Annotated in this window: 17 protein-coding genes; 6 read left to right on the forward strand and 11 right to left on the reverse strand. The window is 70.9% G+C overall.

Annotated features, from left to right (window positions below):
• Positions 1 to 178 precede the first annotated feature (178 nt).
• Positions 179 to 415: a hypothetical protein gene (locus OG257_RS09795; RefSeq protein WP_329206545.1), complete on the forward strand. Its 237-nt coding sequence runs from the start codon at positions 179 to 181 to the stop codon at positions 413 to 415.
• An 85-nt stretch (positions 416 to 500) separates the two neighbouring features.
• Here the strand turns inward: OG257_RS09795 and OG257_RS09800 are convergent, their stop codons facing one another.
• Positions 501 to 953 (reverse strand): flavodoxin family protein, encoded by a 453-nt coding sequence (locus OG257_RS09800; RefSeq protein ID WP_329206546.1) that lies wholly within the window; start codon positions 951 to 953, stop codon positions 501 to 503.
• A gap of 145 nt (positions 954 to 1,098) precedes the next feature.
• On the opposite strand from OG257_RS09800, the gene OG257_RS09805 reads away from it, so the two are divergent.
• Positions 1,099 to 1,848, forward strand: coding sequence for a thioesterase II family protein (locus OG257_RS09805; RefSeq protein ID WP_329206547.1), 750 nt, complete (start codon positions 1,099 to 1,101; stop codon positions 1,846 to 1,848).
• A gap of 92 nt (positions 1,849 to 1,940) precedes the next feature.
• On the opposite strand, the gene OG257_RS09810 is transcribed toward OG257_RS09805, so the two are convergent.
• Complete coding sequence (locus tag OG257_RS09810; protein ID WP_329206548.1) at positions 1,941 to 2,603, reverse strand: TetR/AcrR family transcriptional regulator; 663 nt, start codon at positions 2,601 to 2,603, stop codon at positions 1,941 to 1,943.
• A gap of 294 nt (positions 2,604 to 2,897) precedes the next feature.
• Here OG257_RS09810 and OG257_RS09815 point away from each other — a divergent pair, with 294 nt between their 5' ends.
• On the forward strand, positions 2,898 to 4,805 hold the full coding sequence (locus tag OG257_RS09815; protein WP_329206549.1) for an RICIN domain-containing protein: 1,908 nt from the start codon (positions 2,898 to 2,900) through the stop codon (positions 4,803 to 4,805).
• 64 nt (positions 4,806 to 4,869) lie between these two features.
• Here the strand turns inward: OG257_RS09815 and OG257_RS09820 are convergent, their stop codons facing one another.
• Positions 4,870 to 6,345 (reverse strand): hypothetical protein, encoded by a 1,476-nt coding sequence (locus OG257_RS09820; protein ID WP_443054348.1) that lies wholly within the window; start codon positions 6,343 to 6,345, stop codon positions 4,870 to 4,872.
• 353 nt (positions 6,346 to 6,698) lie between these two features.
• Here OG257_RS09820 and OG257_RS09825 point away from each other — a divergent pair, with 353 nt between their 5' ends.
• Positions 6,699 to 7,514 carry an SAM-dependent methyltransferase gene (locus tag OG257_RS09825; protein ID WP_329206551.1) on the forward strand — a complete coding sequence of 272 codons (816 nt, stop codon included), beginning with the start codon at positions 6,699 to 6,701 and terminating at the stop codon, positions 7,512 to 7,514.
• 138 nt (positions 7,515 to 7,652) lie between these two features.
• On the opposite strand, the gene OG257_RS09830 is transcribed toward OG257_RS09825, so the two are convergent.
• The gene (locus OG257_RS09830) at positions 7,653 to 9,587 is read right to left on the reverse strand and encodes a serine/threonine-protein kinase (protein WP_329206552.1); all 1,935 of its coding nucleotides are present in this window, start codon (positions 9,585 to 9,587) and stop codon (positions 7,653 to 7,655) included.
• Positions 9,588 to 9,785: 198 nt separating this feature from the next.
• Between OG257_RS09830 and OG257_RS09835 the strand changes: the two genes are divergently transcribed.
• Positions 9,786 to 10,379 carry a TetR/AcrR family transcriptional regulator gene (locus tag OG257_RS09835; RefSeq protein WP_329206554.1) on the forward strand — a complete coding sequence of 198 codons (594 nt, stop codon included), beginning with the start codon at positions 9,786 to 9,788 and terminating at the stop codon, positions 10,377 to 10,379.
• 3 nt (positions 10,380 to 10,382) lie between these two features.
• On the opposite strand, the gene OG257_RS09840 is transcribed toward OG257_RS09835, so the two are convergent.
• From OG257_RS09840 to OG257_RS09855, 4 genes are all read right to left on the reverse strand, one after another.
• Positions 10,383 to 11,864, reverse strand: coding sequence for a pyridoxal phosphate-dependent decarboxylase family protein (locus OG257_RS09840; RefSeq protein WP_329206555.1), 1,482 nt, complete (start codon positions 11,862 to 11,864; stop codon positions 10,383 to 10,385).
• Positions 11,854 to 13,290 carry an MFS transporter gene (locus OG257_RS09845; RefSeq protein ID WP_329206556.1) on the reverse strand — a complete coding sequence of 479 codons (1,437 nt, stop codon included), beginning with the start codon at positions 13,288 to 13,290 and terminating at the stop codon, positions 11,854 to 11,856. Before OG257_RS09845 ends, OG257_RS09840 begins: the two co-directional genes overlap by 11 nt.
• A gap of 94 nt (positions 13,291 to 13,384) precedes the next feature.
• Complete coding sequence (locus tag OG257_RS09850; RefSeq protein ID WP_329206557.1) at positions 13,385 to 14,458, reverse strand: LacI family DNA-binding transcriptional regulator; 1,074 nt, start codon at positions 14,456 to 14,458, stop codon at positions 13,385 to 13,387.
• 231 nt (positions 14,459 to 14,689) lie between these two features.
• Positions 14,690 to 15,106 carry a nuclear transport factor 2 family protein gene (locus tag OG257_RS09855; RefSeq protein ID WP_329206559.1) on the reverse strand — a complete coding sequence of 139 codons (417 nt, stop codon included), beginning with the start codon at positions 15,104 to 15,106 and terminating at the stop codon, positions 14,690 to 14,692.
• Positions 15,107 to 15,447: 341 nt separating this feature from the next.
• Here OG257_RS09855 and OG257_RS09860 point away from each other — a divergent pair, with 341 nt between their 5' ends.
• Complete coding sequence (locus tag OG257_RS09860) at positions 15,448 to 17,229, forward strand: pectate lyase (RefSeq protein WP_329206560.1); 1,782 nt, start codon at positions 15,448 to 15,450, stop codon at positions 17,227 to 17,229.
• 24 nt (positions 17,230 to 17,253) lie between these two features.
• Here OG257_RS09860 and OG257_RS09865 read toward each other — a convergent pair whose 3' ends face one another.
• The 3 genes from OG257_RS09865 to OG257_RS09875 form a co-directional block, all read right to left on the reverse strand.
• Positions 17,254 to 19,110 carry a vWA domain-containing protein gene (locus OG257_RS09865; protein WP_329206561.1) on the reverse strand — a complete coding sequence of 619 codons (1,857 nt, stop codon included), beginning with the start codon at positions 19,108 to 19,110 and terminating at the stop codon, positions 17,254 to 17,256.
• Entirely contained in the window at positions 19,107 to 20,168 is a 1,062-nt protein-coding gene (locus tag OG257_RS09870) for an ATP-binding protein (RefSeq protein ID WP_329206562.1), read from the reverse strand. Before OG257_RS09870 ends, OG257_RS09865 begins: the two co-directional genes overlap by 4 nt.
• A gap of 188 nt (positions 20,169 to 20,356) precedes the next feature.
• Positions 20,357 to 21,424, reverse strand: a complete 1,068-nt coding sequence (locus OG257_RS09875) for a glycoside hydrolase family 43 protein (protein WP_329206564.1) — start codon at positions 21,422 to 21,424, stop codon at positions 20,357 to 20,359.
• Positions 21,425 to 21,529 lie beyond the last annotated feature (105 nt).

The raw sequence follows: 21,529 nt of genomic DNA on the forward strand, positions 1-21,529 counted from the left end.
GACGCTGGTCACGGAGTCCGATAAGGGCGATTTGCGCTGTGCCGAAAGATCACGGGCCGCACGATATGGGGCCTTATGAATTGCGGGATCAATACCGAAAAACGACCAAATCCGGCATACAGCCCATTGAAGCCGCACCTGGGCATACCGCGGACGTCCACGTGGAACCGATCCACGCATGACCGAAAGCGCGAGCCCCAGCCCCTCGAACCCGCCGATCACCGTCCTGGCCGTTCAGCCGGGAGATCCGCCCTTCCGCCTCGTGGAGATCGACGGAGAGATCGTCGGCAGGGCGACGGCGATGACGGACGTGCTCGTCATCGCCAATGCGGCCGGAATCACCGTCCATGACCTCGACGACCCCGCCACGGTGCGATGGGTGGGCGGCGGCAAGCTCACTTGGCGGCCGCACTGAGCAGCGGACGGTTCGTCCTGCCCGGCACTGCGTGACCCGCGGCTCGCAGTGCCGGGCCGAGCAGCGCCCGGGAGGGCGCGCCGCCTCAGCCCATCAGCCCGGCGGCGACCGTCGCTCCCAGTTCCCAGCACGCCTCGATGTCGGCCTTGCCCGGCTCGCCCGTCACCGTCACGGCGTCGGCCGTACGGCGCCAGCCCAGGCCGGTCGTGATCGACTCCATGGCCCGCACGGCGCCGGTGACGTCGTTGCCGCCGTGCACGTAGTAGCCGAAGGGCCGGCCGCGCGTCGCGTCCAGGCACGGGTAGTAGACCTGGTCGAAGAAGTGCTTGAGGGCGCCGGACATGTAGCCGAGGTTCGCCGGGGTCCCGAGAAGGTAGCCATCGGCGGCGAGCACGTCGGAGGCGGTGGCGGAGAGCGCCGCGCGCCGTTCGACCCTGACCCCTTCGATCTCCTCCGTCGTCGCACCGGAGACGACGGCTTCGAACAGCGCCTGGCAGTTCGGCGAGGGTGTGTGATGCACGATCAGCAGAGTGGCCACACCAAGGAACCCTGCCGCCCCGATCCGCCGACCGCAAGCGAGGCACGCACCGGCGGGCGCGGGGACGCATTGTCCCGTGCGGCAGGTCATGAACACTTATCCTGTTCTGCCACCGCCAGCAAGCTCCCCCCGACTTGGTGAACTCATGTCTCAGCAGCACGCACATGACGACGATTCCTGGATACGGCGCTTCGCGCCCACCGCGCAGAGCACGGCACAACTCGTCTGCTTTCCGCACGCGGGAGGATCGGCGGGATACTTCCGTCTCCTGGCCCACGCCCTCGCACCCGGGATCGACACACTGGCCATCCAGTACCCGGGGCGCCAGGACCGGCACGGGGAGCCGCTCCTCGACAGCGTGGACGAGCTGGCCGACGCCGCCTTCGCCGTCCTGCGCCACCGGCTCGAAGCCCCCTTCGCCTTCTTCGGCCACAGCCTGGGCGCAGTCGTCGCCTTCGAGGTGGCCCGCCGGTTCGAGCAGCAGACACCGCACGGACCGGTGCGGCTCTTCGCCTCCTCCCGCCGGGCGCCGTCGATCGCACGCGAGGGGACGGTCCACCTCCGCGACGACGACGGCCTGGTCGCGGAGATCGTGCGGCTCGGCGGCACGGACCGGTCCGTTCTGGAGGACCCCGAAATGCGGGAGCTGATCCTGCCGGTCGTACGGGCCGACTACCGCGCGGTCGAGACGTACACGGCCCCGCCCGGAGCCCGGCTCACCTGTCCCGTCTCGGTGTTCGCGGGCGCATCCGACCCGGTGACCTCGGCCGCGGACGTGACGGCCTGGGAGGCGCACACCACCAAGGGCACCGACGCGCAGGTCTTCGACGGCGGCCATTTCTATCTCGACCAGCACGTCCCCGAGGTCGCCTCCGCCATCGTCGGTGCGCTGTGAGTTCGCCGGGCGGCGCGCACCCGGACGGACGGGGACCGGCCGCTCGTCGCCGGTAACGCCTCGCTCTTGCGGGCGGCCGGACAGAAGCCGGGCTACGGGGTCCCGGCGGCCGGGCCGAACGTGCCCGGCGCGAGAGCTGTCAGCAGGGCGGTGACCACGAGCTCGGTCGAGGCAGCCATGTCCACGGCGTCGGGTGCGAGAAGCCACTGCACCTGGAGGCCGTCCATGACGGCGATGATGGCGTTGGCCGCGTTCTCGGCTCTGTCCGCGTCGTGTTCGGAAAGGTCGCACGCCTCGCGCAGGGCGTCCGCGACGAAGGTGCGCAGCCCGCTGTAGCGGTCGCGGAAGTATGCCTGCGCCGGGTGGTCGTCGGTGACGGATTCGGCCGACAGCACGGCGTAGAGCCGGACGATTCCTTCCCGTTCGGCGTTGCGCAGCGCGGTGTCGACCAGATGGCGCAGGAACTCCAGGCCCTGGGGCCGGTCGGCCCCGAGCTGCTCGATGTCCGTCTGGTCGCGCAGTTCGAGGACGCTGGTGAGCAGGAGCGCCTTGGAACGGAAGTAGTGCAGCACGCCTGCCTGGGTCAGGCCGGCCCGGTCCGCGATCTCCGCGAGCGAGGCGTTGTTGTAGCCGCGCGCGGCGAAGGTGTCCGTCGCGATGTGCAGGATGTCCCGCTGCCGCTGCCGGGCCTCCGGGCTGCGCGGAACACGGGGCCCGGCCGGACGCGCCGGTCCGCCCACTGACTGGTTGCTCACGGGCACAGCCTAAGCCCGCCCGGTGATCCCATGGCGATCTTCACGTCTTGAGGAAAGCCCCGGCAGAGTACTTACTAACCACTTAGTGAGTGTGCTTCTATGTCGCCGTCGTCCCCACGAAAAGCCGACGTCACGGCAGGAAGGGCGCTCATGGCCTCCTTACGCGCACCGGTCTCACCTGCCGACCGGGAGCCCTTGCGGCGAGACCCGTCCACCCACCCCGGCGCCGGCGCACCGGGGTGCGACAGCCGGCCGCACCACCCCGTCAGGTACCGACCGAAGGAGAGCCGCACCATGCCACCTCTCAGTCCCCTCAGTTCCCTCCGTCCGCGGACACGTGCCGCGGGCGCCGCCCTCGTCCTGGCCGTGACCGGGCTGGGTCTCACCGGCACCGGAGCTGGCACGGCGCAGGCCGCCGACCCGACAGCCCAGGTGTGGGTCACCACGGCCGACGGCAGCAAGAAGCTGTCCGCCGAAGGCGCAGTGCCGTTCACCGACACCCCCCAGTCCGTCGACATACGTATCGACGGCAACAGCAGGAGCCAGAAGTTCACCGGTGCGGGCGCCTCGGTCACCGGCGCCTCGGCCCGCCTCGTCCAGAGCCTTCCGCAGGACAAGCGCAACGCGCTGATGACGTCGCTGTTCTCCGCCGACGGGGACGGCATCGGGCTCAACTACCTGCGCCAGCCGCTCGGCAGCACCGACTTCAACGCCACCGGCGACTTCTACACCTACGAGGACACCCGCGGCGCCTTCTCCATCGACCGGGACAAGAGCGAGATCATCCCGGTCCTGGAGCAGGCCACCGCGGTCAACTCCGCCATCCGCTTCATGGGATCGCCCTGGTCACCGCCCGCGTGGATGAAGACCGGCAACTCGCTCAACGGCGGCAGCCTCAAGACCGAGCACTACCAGGCGTACGCCGACTACCTGGTCGCCTCGATCAGGGCGTACGGCCAGCAGGGCATCACCCTGACCGACCTGACTGTGCAGAACGAGCCCGAGTTCGCCACGAGTTACCCGTCCATGAGCATGACGTCCTCGCAGCAGGCCGAATTCTTCAAGGTGCTCGACCGCACCCTCACCTCGGCCGGCCTGCCGACCAACCTGCTGGCCTACGACCATAACTGGGACCACCCGAACTACCCGGTCGAAGTCTTCAACGGCACCCAGGGCATCAGCCGTGTGATCGGCGCCGCATTCCACTGCTACGGCGGCACGCCCTCGGCGCAGCAGCAGGTGGTCAACGCGGGCAAGCGTGTCTTCTTCACGGAGTGTTCCGGGACCGAGAGCGCCGACCCGGGCACGACCTTCCGCGACACCCTTCAGTGGCACGCCGAGAACCTCGTCGTGCAGAACATGCGCAACGGCGGCGAGACGGTCATCAACTGGAACCTCGCCCTCGACCAGAACGGCGGCCCCCACCAGGGCCACTGCACCAACCGGTGCAACGGCATCGTCGAGATCGCGAACGGCAACGTCAGCCGCAACGCCGAGTACTACGTCCTCGGCCATGTCACCAAGTTCATCAAGCCCGGCGCCACCCGCATCGGCTCCACCAGCCAGGGCGCCGGAGGCGTCCAGAACGTCGCCTTCCAGAACCCCGACGGCACCCGCGTCGCCTACGTCGTCAACACCGCGGCCGGCGCCCAGCGCTTCTCCGTGACCGACAACGGCAAGTCCCTCGCCTACACCCTCCCCGCGGGCGCGGTCGCCACCTTCGTCTGGAACGGCAACGGCGGGACCACCGAGCCGCCCGTCGGCTCCATCGATCCGAGCACCTGGTACCAGGTCAGGGGCCACAGCGGCGCCTGCCTCGACGCCGCCGACTGGGGCACCGCCAACGGCACCGGGCTCCAGCAGTGGGCCTGCGGCAACGGTGCCAACCAGAGCTGGCAGTTCCGGCCGACCACCGACGGGAACTACCAGGTCGTCAACCAGCACAACGCGAAGGTCTGGGATGTCGACGGCGGCACCGGCGCGACCGCCGACGGCACCAGGGTCCACCTCTGGAGCTACGAAGGGGGCACCAACCAGCAGTGGCGGCCCGAGGCCGTCGGCTCGGCCGGCGCGTATCGCTTCGTCGCGCGCCACAGCGGCAAGTGCCTGACGGTGAACGGTTCTTCCGCCGCCAACGGTGCCGGGCTGTCGCAGCAGCCGTGCAACGGGTCCGCGGCCCAGGCGTTCACCCTGAGCCACTGACACGGCGCTCCGGACGCGCAGGGCCCGGTCCGGCGGGACCGGGCCCTGACGCCTCGGCGTTCCCTCAGCCCGCGGTGATCCGCAGGATGCCCGTGACCGTGCCCTGCAGGTAGGCGCCGTCCGGTGCGACGGTGCCGGCCATCTGGAGGGTGTCGTACAGGGCGCCGACCCCTATCAGCTTGCTGCGCAGGACCTGTCCCGTGGCCGGGTCGATCTGCGCGTAGCGGTAGGGGTCGAGCAGGCTGGTCCCCTTGGTTCCGGGAATGACCGGGTTCCGCAGCACCGTGTGCAGCTTCCCGTCCGCGGTGGAGAGTTTCGGTACGGCGGCGGAGCGGAGCTCGTTGTCCCAGACCAGGTCGCAGCCGCTGCCGTCGGCCCGGACGTCCACCCTGCTCAGTCCGCCCGCGAAGGGTGCCGAGGCGGGCACGCTGGCGCCCGCGCCTTCGGGCACCGCGGGGTAGGGATAGCCGTAGGTGCCAGCGACGTAGACGCTGCGGTCCGCGCCGACAGGGGAGTTCTCGCTGCCGGGGCCGCTCGACGCGAGCAGCACCGGGACCGAGCAGACGGTTTCGCCGGTCGAGGTGCGGTAGACCTTCAGCCTGACCGACGCGTCGGCGTTGTCGACGATCGTCACGTAGTCCGTGCCGTCGGTGGGGCCGAAGAAGGTGGGCGTGGAACCGCTGCCCCAGCTCAGCAGGCCGGGCTTACGGGCCTGGCCACGGTCGTACGCCTGCCGCCAGGAGATCCTCGGCGTGCCGTCGGTGGACGCCGTGAGCAGGTAGGTGGCGTGGGTGGTGGTCACGGCGGTGCCCTGCGGTGCCGTCGAGATGCTGTTGGCGATCCGCTCGCCGGCGGGGAGCGCCACGGACCGCACCGTCCCGGTCCTGTCGTCCGCGGTACCGACCACGCCGCCACCCGTGGCGAACCAGACGCGCCCCTGCCAGTCCGGGGAGAGCCCGGTGACGGCATCGTCGGCGGGCACGGCCGAGCCGAGCGGGAGACTGCTGTCGACGGTCAGCCGCCAGGAGCCGGCCGCGTCCCGACGGTGCCCGATCCGCAGCAGGGAGCGACTGCCGTCCACGACGACGAGCCGGTCCTCGTGGTCGATGTAGGCGTACACGCCGCCGAGCAGCGAGCCCTTGGTCAGTTGGAGCGAGGTGAGGGAGGCGCCCGTGTGCGGGTCGAGGAGGTGGACGGTGGGGACCTGGCCCAGAATCGGCGTGCACAGCGCCACGGGGTAGTCGTCGGCCCCGATGAGGACGGTGGGGCAGGCGGACAGCAGCCCGTTCAGTTTGCCGGAGAGGCTTCCGGCGCCGGGGCCGGCGAGCGGTGTGGTGTCGGAGGAGCCGGTGTCACCGTGCATGGTGGCGCTTCCGCGCGGACCCGCGTACGGGTTGGCCGGCAGCACGGACGTGGTGGCGGCGGCCGGGACCGGTGTGCCGGCCGTGGCCGGTGTGCCGGACATCAGGAGCGCTGCGGCGAGCAGAGCCGCGGGGGCCGTGAGGCGCCGTGCGCCGCAACGCCCGTTGGTCGAGGGCATGGTGGTGACTCCGTTTCCATCCTGCTGGTCGTCGTTTCGGTGCCGCCGCAGGGTCGGGCCTGCGGGAGCCCGCCGCGGCCCTCGGCTCCCGCACCCCGGCCGCGGCGAAGGAGACCTCCCCCCGAGGTGCTGCCGATCATCGCGTGAGGTCCGGCCCCCGGACCATGCACAGAGCATGAAGAACGTGTTGCGGCCCTTCCGCGCGAGGCCGGAACGGTGATCCGCCACGAGCTTCCGCGACACAACGCCGCCGGGTGGCCCGCCGGCCTGCGAACGTGTCTACTTCGGCGTTCAAGTTCCCTATTCTTGGGGCGAACTGATCATCCACAGCTTCATGCCCCCTGGAGTTCGCAATGTCCCGACCGGAGAACAACGGCACCGCACTGCACATCGACACCAGCAAGCCGCACCCCGCGCGGATGTACGACTGGTTCCTCGGCGGCAAGGACAACTACCCGGTGGACGAGGCGATGGGGAGGCAGATGCTCGCCGTGGAGCCCGGCGTCCCGGTGATGGCGAAGGTCAACCGGGCCTTCATGCACCGCGCCACGCGCTGGCTGTCGGACCAGGGCATCCTGCAGTTCCTCGACATCGGTACGGGGATACCGACCGAGCCCAACCTCCACCAGGTGGCCCAGGAGGCCGCGCCCGCCACGCGGGTCGTCTACTGCGACAACGACCCGATCGTGCTCGCCCACGCCGAAGCCCTGCTGAGCGGCACTCCGGAGGGCAGCATCGACTACGTGCAGGCCGATGCACGGGACGTAGACGCCATCCTCGAACACGCGGGTAAGACACTGGACTTCAGCCGTCCGGTCGCGCTCTCGCTGATCTCGCTGCTGCACTTCGTCTCCGATGAGGGCGGCGCCTACGAGCTGGTGAGCCGGCTGACCGACGTGCTGGCGCCGGGCAGCTATCTGGTGATCTCGCACCTCACCGCCGACTTCCATCCGGAGGAGGCACGCAAGGTCGACGAGATGTACAAGGCCAACACGCTCACGCTGGCGCCGCGCAACCGCGCCCAGTTCGCCGCGTTCTTCGAGGGACTCGAGATCGTCGAGCCCGGCATCGTGGCCGCCGAGGCGTGGCACCCCGAGCTCGGCGAGCCGATCCCCGGCCAGGAGGACATCGTCAGCGCGGGTTACGTGGCACTGGGACGCAAGCCGTAGCTCCTCCCCCGCGCCGCCGGGCCCGACCGCACCGGGCGAGCGCCCCCGTCCCGGTTCGAGTCCGGTTCCGGGGGCGCTCGGGCTATGTCGGGCAGACCGGGCCGCGGGACGGCTGTCCGGACCCGGCGGGGTACGGGGCTACGACTTCCGCCAGTTCTGTGACGCCTTGCCTGATGCGCAGGTCGCCGTCGACACGCCTCCGCCGTAGGCGAGGTCGAGGCAGCCGCCGTTCGGGACGCTCTTCAAGGTGCCGCCCGAGCCCCAGCGCCAGAGGCGCGCGGTGCCCTGGGTGCAGTCGCCCACGAACACGGCCTGGTTCAGCATGTTGGCGACGAGACAGGAACCGGACTGCTTGTTGACTACCTTGAGGCTGTTGTTCTCCGCGCTCACGGTGGTCCAGTAAGCGCTCGGGGCGGTGCAGCTGCCGTCGTCCGCGGAGCCGTACACCTGGATCAGGCACGAGCCGTTGTCGGCGTTCTTCAGCCGGAAGGCGCCCGACGAGGGCGGCGGTGCCGGGTCTCCGCCGCCGGTGGCCGATCCGGAGGAACCCGAGCCGGACGAACCGGATGATTCGACCTCGCCCGTTCCGGAGCTGCCCGAACCGGCGGAACCACCGGAAGAACCGTCGCTCCCTCCGGCCGTGTCCTGCGCTCCGCTTCCCGAAGCCGCTCCGCCCGCACCGCCCTTCGCGGCGTCCGGCGACGACGTGTCCTTCTTCTCCGGCTTCTTCGGCTTCTCCGACGCGGGGGTGGCCGACGCGCTCGCGCCGGGCGACCGCGTGGGGTCGGCCGGTGCGGTGACGGAGACGGACGGCGTCGATCCCGCGGCGTGGTCCGGGCCGGTGGCGTACGGCAGGTTCTGGATGGCGAGCGTCGCCCCGACGGTGGTCACCACGACGGGCACGACGGTCAGCAGGATGCGGGTACGACGCCGCTCACGCCGCGGTGACCGGGCGTCGGGTGCGGTCTCCGGGATGTCCCCCGTACCGCCCGCACCCGCCGTGCTCCCCGCACCTCCCGTGGTCCCCGCGCCTTCGACCGGGTCCGGTGCTGTTGCGGGTACGACGGGAACGTACGGCTCGATGTTCTCCGGCACCCTCGCGGCGAAGGCCGCCCGCCGGACCAGCTGCTCCATGACGGCCTCGGGCCAGCCGCCGGGGGCCGACGGGCCCCGCCGCCCGATGAGTTCGACCAGCTCGGCGGCGGTCGGACGGCCCTCCGGGTCCTTGTCCAGGCAGGACGCCACCACTTCGGCGAGCCGGGCGTCGCGCTCGCGCACCGGCGCCAGATCGGGCTCGTCGTGCACGATGCGGTAGAGCGGGCTGCCCTCCGCCCCGTCCCCGAAGGGCCAGCGGCCGCTCGCCGCGTACGCGACCAGCAGGCCCAGTGCGAACACGTCGGAGGCACCGGTCAACCGCCTTGTGCCCATGGCCTGTTCGGGCGACATGTACGCGGGCGTGCCGACGATCAGGCCGGTCCGGGTCAGTTGGCTCTGCTCGGCGGCGCGGGCGATGCCGAAGTCGATGAGGGTGACGCCGTCGAGGGTCAGCATGACGTTCGACGGTTTCAGGTCACGGTGCACCATGCCGAGCGCGTGTACCGGCTTCAGTCCTGCGGCAACCTCCCGCAGCAGCAGCCACAGGGCGTCGGCCGGGACGGGGCTTCCGCTGCTCGCGCTCGGTCGAGAGCTCAGTTCGGAGCCCGGTGAAGGAGTGCCGTGCGGTTCGACGGCCTCGGCAAGGGTGATCCCGGGTACATACGCGGTGGCGAACCACGGCGGCTCCGCGGTGCGGTCGCTCGCGAGCAGGGGCGCTGTGGCCTCGGCCGGTAACCGTGCGAGGTTGTCCATCTCCTGCCCGAACCGGCGTACGAACCCCTCGTCCTCGGCGACGACGGACGCCAGCATCTGCTTGACGGCCGCATACCTGCCGCCCGTGACGCCGAGGTACACCCGCCCCATGCCGCCGGCCCCGATCCGGCCCAGCAGAGGGATCGGTCCGATCCGCCGTGGGTCCTGTGCGCGCAGCGGCTCCGCACCACTGCCCGCGAGGTCGAACCCGTCTTCCCCGTTCACGCTCTCCCCGTTCACCAGCCGGTCGGCCGGGACCTGTGCCGGTCCATGCGCTCCCCCGGTCCGCACGGGCCGGCACAGGCTCCCGACTCGGGGAACAGTCTGAACCATCGATCGTCCTGATTGGAAGATCTTTCTAGAAAACGATTCCACTTCCCATCGGCGGGACCGTGACCACGGGGGACTACGCTGGTGGTCACCATGAGCCCCAAGCAACAACGTGGCGAGGAAACTGCCGACCGCCTCCTGGACGCCGCCCTCCAGGTGTACGCCGAGTCCGGCGAGCAGGGCGTCACCGTCAGTGCCCTCACCAAGGCGAGCGGTGTCAGCCTCGGCAGTCTCTACCACCACTTCGGCAGCGTCGACGGCCTGATGAACGCCCTGCTGTTGCGCTGGCTCGGCCGCCTCCTCGCCGAGCTGGCCGCAGCCGTGGAGCGTTCCCGCGCGGCCCGGACCGGCATCGGCGCCCTCGTGCGGACCTATCTGACCTTCATCCAGGAGCACCCGGACGCCGCCCGGCTCCTGCACTCCTCCTACGCCGACCGGCTCGGGATGGCGCAGGCCAGGCAGCTCCGCGACGCCCAGGAGGCCAGGCTCTCACCCATGACCGAGTGGGTGCGGCTGCACGTCGAGACGGGAGAAATCGCTCCGCTGTCCGTCCCCCTGGTCGAGGCACTGGTCATGGGACCCGTCGTCGCGACCGCGCGCCGCTGGCTGTCCGGCGTCGACGACGTCGACCTCGATCAGGCCGCGCGCATCCTGCCGGAGAGGATCTGGCGGTCGCTCAGCCCCTGACACTCAGTGGGCACGGAACACCGAGCCGATGAACTCCGTGAGAAGTCGCTCCTTGAGCGGTTCCGGAAGCGCGTCGAGCAGCACCAGAACCGGAGCCATCCTGCCCGGGAGCTCCGAACCGCCGCCGAGCCCCGCGAAGGCCAGGACCGCCGCGACCTCGTCCGGACCGAGGGCCGCCGGGTCGAGTCCGGCGGCGAGCTCCGCGAGCCCCGGGTCCACGGTGACCTGCGGCAGCGCCCGGGCGGCCCGAAGCGCGGCCGCGAGGTCCACCAGCAGCGCGTCGACCTGCCCGACGGTGGCCGGCGTCAGGGTGAGGTGGAGATTGGGCGGCAGTCCGTCGAAGGAGAGCTGGGGCTGCAGGTACCAGCCGCGGTCGCGCATCTCGTCGGCGAGGTGGAGCAGCAGGCTCAGGTCGGGGTCCCCGCCCGCCGGCCCGCTGTGGACCGTGAACGCGACGAGTCCGGCAGCCGGTTCCCCCAGCACCCGTACGCCTTCGGTCCCGCGCAGGCCCTCCAGGAGCCGGTCCGAAGCCTCGGCGACCCGGCCGGCCAGCGCGGTGTAGCCGTCCTCGCCGACATGCTGGAGGACCGCCCACGCCTGGGCCAGCAGACCGCCGGACTTCGTGCCCTGGACCGTCGGGTTGACGACCGGGTAGCCGGGCCAGCCCGCATGGGCGAAGTACTGGTACCGGCGCAGCTCGGCGTCCCGGTAGAGGACGACGGAGGCGCCCTTGTCGGCGTACGCGTACTTGTGCAGGTCGACGGAGAGCGAGGTGACCCCGGGAACCGACAGGTCGAACGGCTCCACCTCGCGTCCGGCGCGCCGCAGGTAGGGCAGGAGCCAGCCGCCGATGCACGCGTCGACGTGGCACAGCACTCCGCGCCGTGCGGCGGCCCCGGCGATCTCGGCCACCGGGTCGATCACTCCGTGCGCGTACGAGGGTGTCGAGGCGACCACGAGCGCGGTGCGGTCGGTGATCGCCGCGGCGACGGCACCGGCGTCGGCACGGAAGGTGGCGGGATCGACGGGGACGACGACGGTCTCCAGGCCCAGGTAGTGGGCGGCCTTGTGGAAGGCGGCGTGGGCGGTGGCCGGGAGGACCAGTTGAGGCGCCGTGATGCCTCGTACCGAACGCGCGTGGTCCCGGGCCGTCTTGACGGCGAGCATGATGCTCTCCGTCCCGCCGCTGGTGAACGTGCCCTGGGCACCCGGTGCGCCCAGCAGCGCCGCGACTGCCCCCACCAGGTCGTTCTCCAGCCGTGCCACGCTCGGGAAGACGGTCGGGTCGAGCCCGTTGACGGTGGCGTACGCCGTGTACGCGGCGGCGGCCAGTTCGTCGAGGCCGTCCAGGCCGGCGTCGTAGACGTAGGCGAAGGTGCGCCCGCCGCGGGTGGGCGCGTCGGCTTCCCGCAGGGCACGCAGCTCGGCGAGCACCTCGGCCGCGGAACGGCCGGCGGGAAGGGCACGGGTGGGTTCAGTCGACACGGTCGGTCTCTTCCTGCTGAGGCACGGACTGCTGAGGCACGGACTGCGGGGGTACGGACTGCGGGGGTACGGGCTGCGGGGGTACGGGTTCGGTGCGGTCCTCGCGGTAGCGGTGCAGCAGCCACAGGCTTGCGCCGGCGAGTACGGCGGGCAGCACGCTCATGCCCGCGGTGATGCCGGTCAGGGCGGCCTCGGGCTGGGCCACCCGGTGGTCGGCGTCGGAGGAACGGAACCCCGTCACCGCCAGGACCAGCGCGAACACCCCCGCTCCGAGCGCGAAGGCCAGGGTCTCGGCGGCCGTCCACAGTCCGGTGAAGGTCGCGGCCCGCCGCTTGCCTGTACGGGCGACATCGGCGGCGAGGGTGTCCGCGAGCATGGTCAGCGGCAGCAACTGGAGCCCGGCGTAGGCGATACCGATGACCACGACCGCCGCGTAGCCGAGTGCAGGTCCGGCCGCCGGGGTGAAGGCGAGCAGCACGGCTCCTGCGAGGAAGAGCAGGGACGCGCACCATTGGGCCCCCTTCACTCCGCGCAGACGGGCCAGCCGGTTCCACAGCGGCATGACGAGGACGAGCGGTCCGATCAGGCAGGCGAACAGCGGGGTGACCGCGGTGGGCGAGCCGAGCGTGTACGTGGCGAAGTACTGGACTCCCGCGAGCATCACGCCGATGGCGAGCGCCTGGAGGGTCCACATGCCGGCCAGGAACAGGAACGGCCGGTGGGAGCGGGCGGCGGCCAACTGCGCCCGGAGCGAGGGTTCGGCCTCGCTGCGGGCCACCGCCGGGGCCCACCGGGTGGTGAACCAGGCGCCGAACATGCCGAGGGCCAGCAGGACGGCGACGGCGATCCCCATCGTCCGGTAGCTCGCCGGACTGTCGCCGTCGGCGTGGGCGATCGCCGGTGCGAGCGCCCCGGACAGCAGGATCGCGACGCCGAGGAATCCCACCCGCCAGCCCAGGATCCGGCCGCGTTCGGCCGGGTCCTCGGTCATCTCGGCGGGCATCGTCACGTACGGCACCTGGAAGACGGCGTACGCGGTGGCTGCCAGGAGGAACAGCACCGCCACGTATCCGGCCGCGGCCGCTCCGCGCAGCGGGGGCGCGGCGAAGATCAGCGCGAAGAGCGGTGGGAGGGTGCAGGCGCCGATGAGCAGGAACGGACGGCGTGGTCCGCCGCGCAGCCTGCTGCGATCGGACACCGCGCCGACCAGCGGGTTGATCAGGACGTCCCAGGCCTTCGGCAGGAAGACCGCCGCCCCCGCGACGGCCGCGGGCACGGCGAGGACGTTGGTGAGGTAGTAGAGCAGGATCAGGCCCGGAACGGTGGCGAAGGTGCCGGTGCACAGGGAGCCGAGCCCGTATCCGATACGGACCCGGCGTGGCAGGCGTGGACCCGGTTCACAGTCCGCACGGATGTCTGCTGGCATGCCGCAGATCATGAACGAACGTTTGAGCAGGTGGCAAGGGGTACGGATGACGGCACCATGAACTCCGGCGGCCGGACGTCGGCGCCGGGGAACCTCAGGCGTCCGCTCGCCTCCGCACAGGTCCCGTGCTGGCCCGCACGATCAGTTCGACCGGGACGATCGAGCGGACGTCGCTCTCCGCATCCCCCCGGAGCTGCCGCAGCAGCAGGTGGAGCGCGCGTCGGCCGGTCTCGGCGAAGTCGTTGTGGACGGTGGTCAACGGCGGTGCGAGGTAAGCGGCTTCGGGGATGTCGTCGTAGCCGATGACACTGACGTCCTCGGGCACCCGGCGCCCCGCCTCGTGCAGGGCTCGCAGTACCCCCAGTGCCATGTGGTCGTTGGAGGCGAACACGGCGGTGACCTCCGGCCGGGACGCCAGCTGCCGGCCGAGGGCGTATCCGGAACCGGCGCTCCAGTCGCCGATCAGCCGGCCGGGTACGAATGCGCCTGCTTCCTCCAGAGCCTCACGCCAGCCGAATACGCGCTGCTCGGCGGCGAGCCAGCCGTCCGGCCCCGCGACGTGCCAGACGGTGGAGTGCCCATGGGCCAGGAGGTGCTCGACGGCCATGCGGGCTCCGGCGGCGGAGTCCGACGTGACGACGGGGGTGCCCGGGCCGAGACGGCTCTCCAGCGTGACCAGCGGAATGGCCGGTACGACGCCGGACAGCACCTTGTCCGCGTTCTGCTGCGGAGCGATGGCGATGACACCGTCCGCTCCCTCCGCGGCCAGCAGGTCCACGGCCTTCATGACGGTGTCCGCGTCGGACGGGGGCAAGGAGATCGAACTGATCAGGTATCCGGCCTCGCGAGCGGCGAGATTGATCGCGGTGAGAAGGGAGGCGGGTCCATGACGGGCCGCGTCGAACGAGATCACGCCGAGCACCCGGGTACGGCCGCTGGTCAGGGAACGGGCGCTCGAACTGGGCCGGTATCCCAGTTCGTTCATCGCTGCCAGCACCTTCGTACGCGTTTCGGCACGCACGGAAGGGTTGTCGTTGAGGACTCTGGAAACGGTCTGCTTGGAGACGCCCGCGAGCCGGGCGACATCGTCCATGACCGGTTTGGACCGGGCGAAGCTGCGGCGGCTGCGCCCGGCCGGAGCCGGTCCGCCGGAAGCGGCTGCGGGCATCGTTGGGGTCCCCTCCGGAGCACCGGTGATCGGGCACGGCCGTCCGGCCGGACACAGGATATGCCCGACGGCCGGACAGTCGCCCCCCGGCTCAGCCCCGCCGGACCGCCCAACTCCGCGTCGCGCTCAGCATGGGGCAACCACCCACAGGCGGACTACCGTTGAGCCGCAAGCAGCCCCACGCCGACCGGCCCGGTCACCTCCCGAGGATGCCGCGCCCCCGAGGTGTCGTCAGGGAGCGCACGCCTCCGCGATCGACAGGCTGTTCTCGTACAGGTGGTGCCGGGTGACCCGGCCGGCCTCGACCGTGAGGTGCAGCGCGAAGGGGCCCGAGAAGGACTTGCCCGTCGCGCGGACCGTCCCTGAGAGGTGACCCATCAGAACGGCGTCGGCGCCGTCGACGAGAAAAGTGTCGACAGACGCGCGGGCATCCTCCGGCACGGTGTACTCCGCCAACTCCGCAGCCTGGGAAGCGCATTCCACTGCGGTGGAGCGGGGCCGGATCCAGGGGGCCGCGGGGTTCTCGGCGAGCAGCCAGTCGACGTGGTCGGCGAAGAGGGCGGTGAGCCCCTCGGCGTCCCCGGCGAGCCGGAGGGCGAGGAACTTCTCCACGGTGGCGCGGGTGACATCCGCGGCGGTGAGCGTCATGGGACCAGTCTGCCGAGGCGGTGACGGAGCGTCGATTACGTCGGAGGTAAGCACCGGCATCCCGCACAGACGCAGCGTGACGACTCCTCCGTTCCGACCCGGTGTGCCACTTGGGCCACCCCACCCATGTATCCGAACCATCAAGCACCGAATGAGCTATTGCACCCCACCTTGGGCCACATACATGAACATCGTCGTTGTGCCTGAACCCTTGGCGGCGCCGTCAGCCGGTGCTACAACTCCTCTGACATGCCTCGGCACACCATCCGGTGACGCTGTGTCATGCCATGGAACCCGCACTCCGCACCAGAGTTGGAGGCAGTCGTTCGATGCACCTGCCAGTGAGCCGTCGTACTTTCGCCCGCCTCGCCGCCGCGCCGGCCGCGGCCCTTGTCCTCGGACCGGCCGACCGCGCCTCGGCCGCCGCGGCAGCCCCCGCAGCCGGGCGCGGCGACATCGTTGCCGCCGTGGACCGCGTGACCGCGTTCATGGACGAGCACGTCTCCTACCGAGGCGGCTACGTCTGGAGCTACCTGCCGGACCTCTCGACCACATGGGGCGAAATGGAGGCCCGGCGCACCATGTGCTGGATCCAGCCGCCCGGCACGCCGTCGGTCGGCCACAGCATGCTCGATGCCTATCACGCCACCGGATCGGAGGTCTGCTACCGGGCCGCCAAGCGCACCGGGCTGGCCCTGGTGGACGCCCAACTTGCCTGCGGCGGCTGGAACTACATCCATGACACGGCGGGGCAGGGATCACTCCGCACCTGGTACGGGACGATCGGTGCCAACGGCTGGCGCCTGGAGGAGTTTCAGCACTTCTACGGCAACGCCACCTTCGACGATGCGGCGACCGCCACAGCCGCCCAGCTGATACTCCGGCTCCAGCTGGAAAGGCCGCACCCGAAGTTCGAAGCCGCCCTGGACAGGGCGATCCGGTTCGTCGTCGCGGCGCAGTACCGCGGCGGCGTCGCGGACGGCGGCTGGCCGCAGCGCTTCCCGGCCTTCTCCGGCTCCGCCCGGCAGACGCCGTGGCCGGACGAACTGCCGTCCTGGCTGCCCGCCGGCATCCGGCACGGCATGGAGGACGGCGACTACACCGGACACGTCACCTTCAACGACAACGTGCTCGGCGAGAACATCAAGTTCCTGCTGATGTGCGTCACCTCGCTCGGGCGCCGCGACCTGATCCCGAACGTCAGGCGGGCCATGGCCTGCCTCCATCGCATGCAGCAGCCGGGACCGCAGGCCGGCTGGGGCCTGCAGCACCTCGCCCGCGCAGCCGGCGGCCGACAGGCAGGTGCGCCCGCCGGTGCCCGTTCCTACGAACCGCGTGCGCTCGTCACCCACACCACCCAGACCAATGTCCAGCAGCTCTTCGCCTACTTCCGGCTCACCGGCGACCACGAGTTCCTCCGCCGGGCGCCGGAAGCCATCGCCTGGCTGGAGAGCTGCCGGCTGACGGACCAGCAGCGGGCGGAGAACCCGCTCCTGGCCTCCAGTACGCATCCCACCTTCGTCGAACTCGGCACCAACCGCGCCCGGTTCGTCCACCGCTTCGGCTCGAACGTCCGTAACGGCGCCTACTACAACGACCACGACCACCGGGACACTCCGAGCCACTACGGCGGCGGACGCAAGGTCGACACCGCTGCCCTGCACGCGACCTACGACCAGCTCATGTCGATGAGCCGGTCGGAGGTCGCCGGCCTCAGGGCGCGATCGCCCCTCGCGGCGCGCGGCAGGCGTGAACTGCCCGGCTACTTCTCGGCGAGGGACCTGGGACTGGACGACCTCTTCCGGGGTGCCGATCTGTCGCTTCCCACCGTGACCCCGGCGCAGGCGGACGCGGTCGTGTCCGGACTGGGCGACAGGGACCACTGGCTGACGCGGATCGGTTCGATCACCAATCCGTACCAGGGGCCGCCACCCACGACGCCCTATGACGGCAAGGCCTGTGTGAGCCGCCACGTGGGCGACCTCTACGACACCTCACCCTATGACCCGCTCAGCCCACCGCAGATGCCTCCCTATACGCCGCAGGCCGGCCCGCTGGGCATCACGACGTCGGACTTCATCAAGAATCTGAACACCCTCACGGCGTACGCAGCCGGCGTCTGACACCGGATGCGTGACGCCGCACCGTCAGCTCAGCCGGAACACCGGGCCGCGCGGTGTGAACGGAAGGGAGGCGCCCTGCGGGATCAGGAACGCGTGCTCGCGGCGGATCCGCAGGGTGTCGCACCAGCCGTCGGTGATGACGAGTACCGGGGCCGTCGGCGGGAAGTCGTCGGCCCTCCGCAACAGGTCGATGCCCGGCTGCAGTTCGGTACCGCCACGGCCGCGCACCCGGACCCGGCCCGCGATCTCGGCCGGTGGCAGATAGCCGGCGTCGTACGGTGCCGCGTCGCAGAACACCACGCGCGCCGCGGGTACGTCGCGGGCCTCCGCGTACGAGGCAATGGCGCCGAGTGCCTTGCCGAGCAGGGCGCTGTCCATCGAGCCGGAGGTGTCGAGAACGACTCCGAAGGTGCAGCGGGCGGTCTCCTGGGGCGGGAAGTACCGGCCCGCACGCGGGATGTCCGGTGTCGACGCCTGCCGCCGAGCCGGGCGGGCGTAGGACCGCAGGGGTTCCGGTCGGGGGACGTACTCGTCGAACCAGCGGGCGAGTCTCGCGTCCCACGGTACGGGCGGGTGGGCCAGTGCCCTGATCTCCTCGATCAGCCCGGCCGGCAGCAGGCCGCGCTCACCGTACTGGTGCAGATCGAAACCCTGGACCAGGCCTCGCCGGTAGAAGTCGTCCAGGTCGGTGTACGGGCGGGCCCCCGGGTGCGGCAGTGCCTCGCCGAGGATGTCGCCGGCACCCTTGCCGCGGAGGGTTGCGAGCCGCCGCTGTCGGCGCAGGTCGACCGCGATGCGGTCGTACACCTCCTCGGCGGACAGGTCCCGCAGGTCCGGGTCGTACAGCAGCCCCTCGGGCATGTCGCCGACGCGCATCTGGACGAGCCAGTCGTTGACGACGTAGTCGGCCGCGACGTTGAAGAGGAACGGGTCGCGGCCACCGCGGCGTTCGCCGTGGCGCAGCGCGGCGTGCAGCATCTCGTGGGCGAGGATGAAGCGCCATTCGTCATCGGTGAACGTGCGCAGCGGGTTGACGTAGATCTCACCCGCGGCAGAGCTCACCGCGGCGATCGCGATGCCCTGCGCACGGGCGAGTTCGGCGTCGGCCACGACGGTGAGGCCCGCGGCGAGTCCCCCGAGCAGGGGGTACGAGGAGACGAACCAGTTCATGGCCCGGTCCCAGGGGCGCTGCGGTGCGCGCTCTCCGGTAACCCGGTCGACGCGGCCGCCCGCCACGTCCATGGCGGTGGAGACGCTCCGGGTGAGGGCGTGTGCGAAGGCCGTCTCCCAGTCGGGGACAGAGGTGTTGTTCCAGGCCGGCCACGTCGTGAGGACCTGGTCCGGGTGCGCGCCCGCGGTGCCGCAGTCCTCGTGGGCGGCGGGGATGCCGTCGCGGCGCCAGCGGGCGGCGAGTTCTGCCTCGTCGCCGCCGGGAAAGGACTCCGGCAGGTGTCCGGGGGGACGGCCTATCGGGAAGGTGAGCAGGAAGCGGTTGACGACCGTGCAGCGGGCCGCGAGGTCGAAGCGGTCGGGCTGCTCGCGCGGGTCGTCCGCTGCTGCCGGTACATGCCCGAAGCCCAGGTGCAGCAGGCAGTGGGCAAGGGCCCAGGCCCACTCGGCGGGATCCGCCCGCTTGGTGGGGTGAACGTGGACGGTGCCGTTGGAGGTGACGGCGGCCAGTCCCCCGGCCGGGGTCAGGGCGCACTTGTCCTGTCTGCAGACGGAAGCGTCGACAGCGGCGAAGGCCGGGTTCCGCTTGACCGTCGCGAGCCCCGCCGCGAACGCCTCGGCGGCCGGGTCGGACGTGCCGCTCTTGCTGTTCTTCCCACCCTTGCTGTTCTTCCCGCCGCTGCCCTTGGCCCCGCGCGCCACGGCCTTCATCGCCGGGCCTCGACCAGCCTGGGCATGTCGCGCGCCGCGTCGATGAGGAACCAGGCCGGGAGCACCGGCAGGCCGTCGGCGTCGTCCGCGATGACGGTCTGCGCGACCTCGACCGAGATCTCGGCCAGCTGCACGAGCAGCGACTTGGCCCGGTAGGAGGTCTGTCGCATGGACGCCGAGACGTGCTCCTTCTGACGCGGCAGCTCCTTCACCAGCCGTCCGCGGAACGCCTCGGCCAGGTAGTAGAGGAGGTCACGGTCCTCGAGCCGGGCCGGCCAGGAGGCGTCGCCCTTGAGGATCGCCTCGATGCCGAACGTATGGCGGACGATCTTCGCGTAGCCGCAGAAGGAAACGGCGTGCGCGGGCGTCAGCGTGCCGTGCACGATCACCTTCAGCGTCTGCTCGTCGATGGCCGGCCCGAAGGAGTGCAGTGCGTCGGAGAGCATGTGCCAGGAGCGGGGCGTGGAGAACGGCTCCTCGGTCTTGGGCGGCTGCGACCACAGGTGGTCCGGACGGTCGATGAGGTAGTCCGTCACCCAGGGATGGATGCCGTTCTCCCCCGCCCAGACCAGCCAGTCCGCTCCCGATGCCCGCAGATGGACGTGGGTGAGCCGGTTGACCAGAGCGGACGCGATGGGCCTCGCCAGCGCGTTGTCCGTGGCACGGTTGCCCGCCCCGATGACGATCGAGCCGGCGGGCAGCTCGTACGAGCCGATCCGCCGGTCCAGGATCAGCGAGTAGAAGGCCTTCTGGACATCGGGGGTTGCGGCGTTGAGCTCGTCGAGGAAGAGGCAGTACGGCTCGTCGCGGGCGATGATCTCCGGCGGGCAGAACACGGAACGTCCGTCACGGATCTGCGGCACGCCGATCAGGTCCTCGGGCGCGAGCTGCGTCCCGAGGAGACTGACGCACTCCAGTCCCAGCGACTCGGCGAACCTCCGCACGAGCGACGACTTCCCGATCCCGGGGGCTCCCCAGAGGAACACGGGCCGCACGGTGGCGAGCCCGAGCAGCAGTTCGGGAATCTGGGCGGGAGTGACGGTGACGGCGGCCTGCACGCGGGAAAGTTCCTTCGGGGCTTGGGAGTTCGAGCCCGCTCAGTATGGGAGGCCCCGCGGAGCACCGCAGCCGAATATCGGGCCGGTCGGTGCGGGGCCGGCCGAGGACGACGGCCGACCGGATCCCCGCACATTCGCCGGCCCGCCCCGATGCGCCGGGACCTCGACCGCGCGTGCCGCCCTCCGCCCTACTCGAAGAACTTGAGGCTCCAGCCGGTGTCGGCGGTCGGGCCGGGGACGTTGGCGCGGCTGTAGGTGGTGTTGCCCCACCAGGCGAACGTGCCCGTGTACCAGTACCGGTTCTCCCACGCGTACGGCGTTCCCTTCGGGACCGCGTGGAACATCAGGGGGAACCTCGGACCGGCTGGCGGGCTGGTGTTGATGTCGCCGTTGAGCAGGACGAAGCTGTGGTGGCCGGGGCCGTTGACGTACAGCGTCGGGTCCCAGCCGGACATCATCGTCGCGCGGTCGGAGCCGAACAGGCAGCCGTTCGACTTGTACCAGTCCCAGACGTACGTCGGGTCGCCGCCGGCGCGCAGCCGCAGGTCGGCCAGGCAGTACTTGTCGCTCCAGCTGCCGTTGGCGGAGTAGACGATGTGCAACTGCCCGTTCGGGTCCTTGATGGCCTCGGGGCTCTCGTTGATGAACGGGTTGCCGACCACCCGTTCCCAGCTCTCCCGGGGCTGGGAGATGACGTACCGCGCTCCGGTCGGCGTGGTGGGACTGCTCATCCGCGCGATGTAGAGGTTCTGCTCGACGTTGGTGTCGCCGGCCCAGCCGGACCATACGAACCAGCGCTGCCCGCCGAAGGTGAACAGGGTCCCGTCGATGGCCCACTTGCCGTCCGGCAGGGCCAGTTGGCTCTCTCCGGTGTATCCGCTGTCCGGGCCGGCCGAGCTGATGACGTACATCCGGTGGGCCGATCCGCGGCCGGCCGAGAAGTAGATGTAGTAGCGGCCGCCGTCGGTGACGATCTCGGGAGCCCAGACCTCACCGCGGCCTGCCGTGTCCGACCACACCTGCCGTGCGGGCGCCGAGGCCAGTGCGGCCGTCGACGACGCCTGCCGCACGGCGATGCCCCCACCGGTCGACTGCACCGATATGTAGGTGCTGCCGACCCGGATCACACTCGGGTCCGCGGCTCTGATGGTCTGTTCGGCCTGAGCGGGCTGGGCGGACGACAGGGACATGACGGCAGCGAGGACGCCGGACAGTGCAACGGCGGCGGCTCCGGAGAGAAGTCGAGAGAGCTTCATGGTCCCGTTCCAAGGTTGGCCTCCGCCGCGACGCCGGGCCGGCGGGGGGATTTACATCGATGGAAGAGCGCTCTCACAGCATCCTGACTAGTCCGGTACATGTCA

The sequence above is a fragment of the Streptomyces sp. NBC_00683 genome (genome assembly GCF_036226745.1).
Classification (GTDB): Bacteria; Actinomycetota; Actinomycetes; order Streptomycetales; family Streptomycetaceae; genus Streptomyces.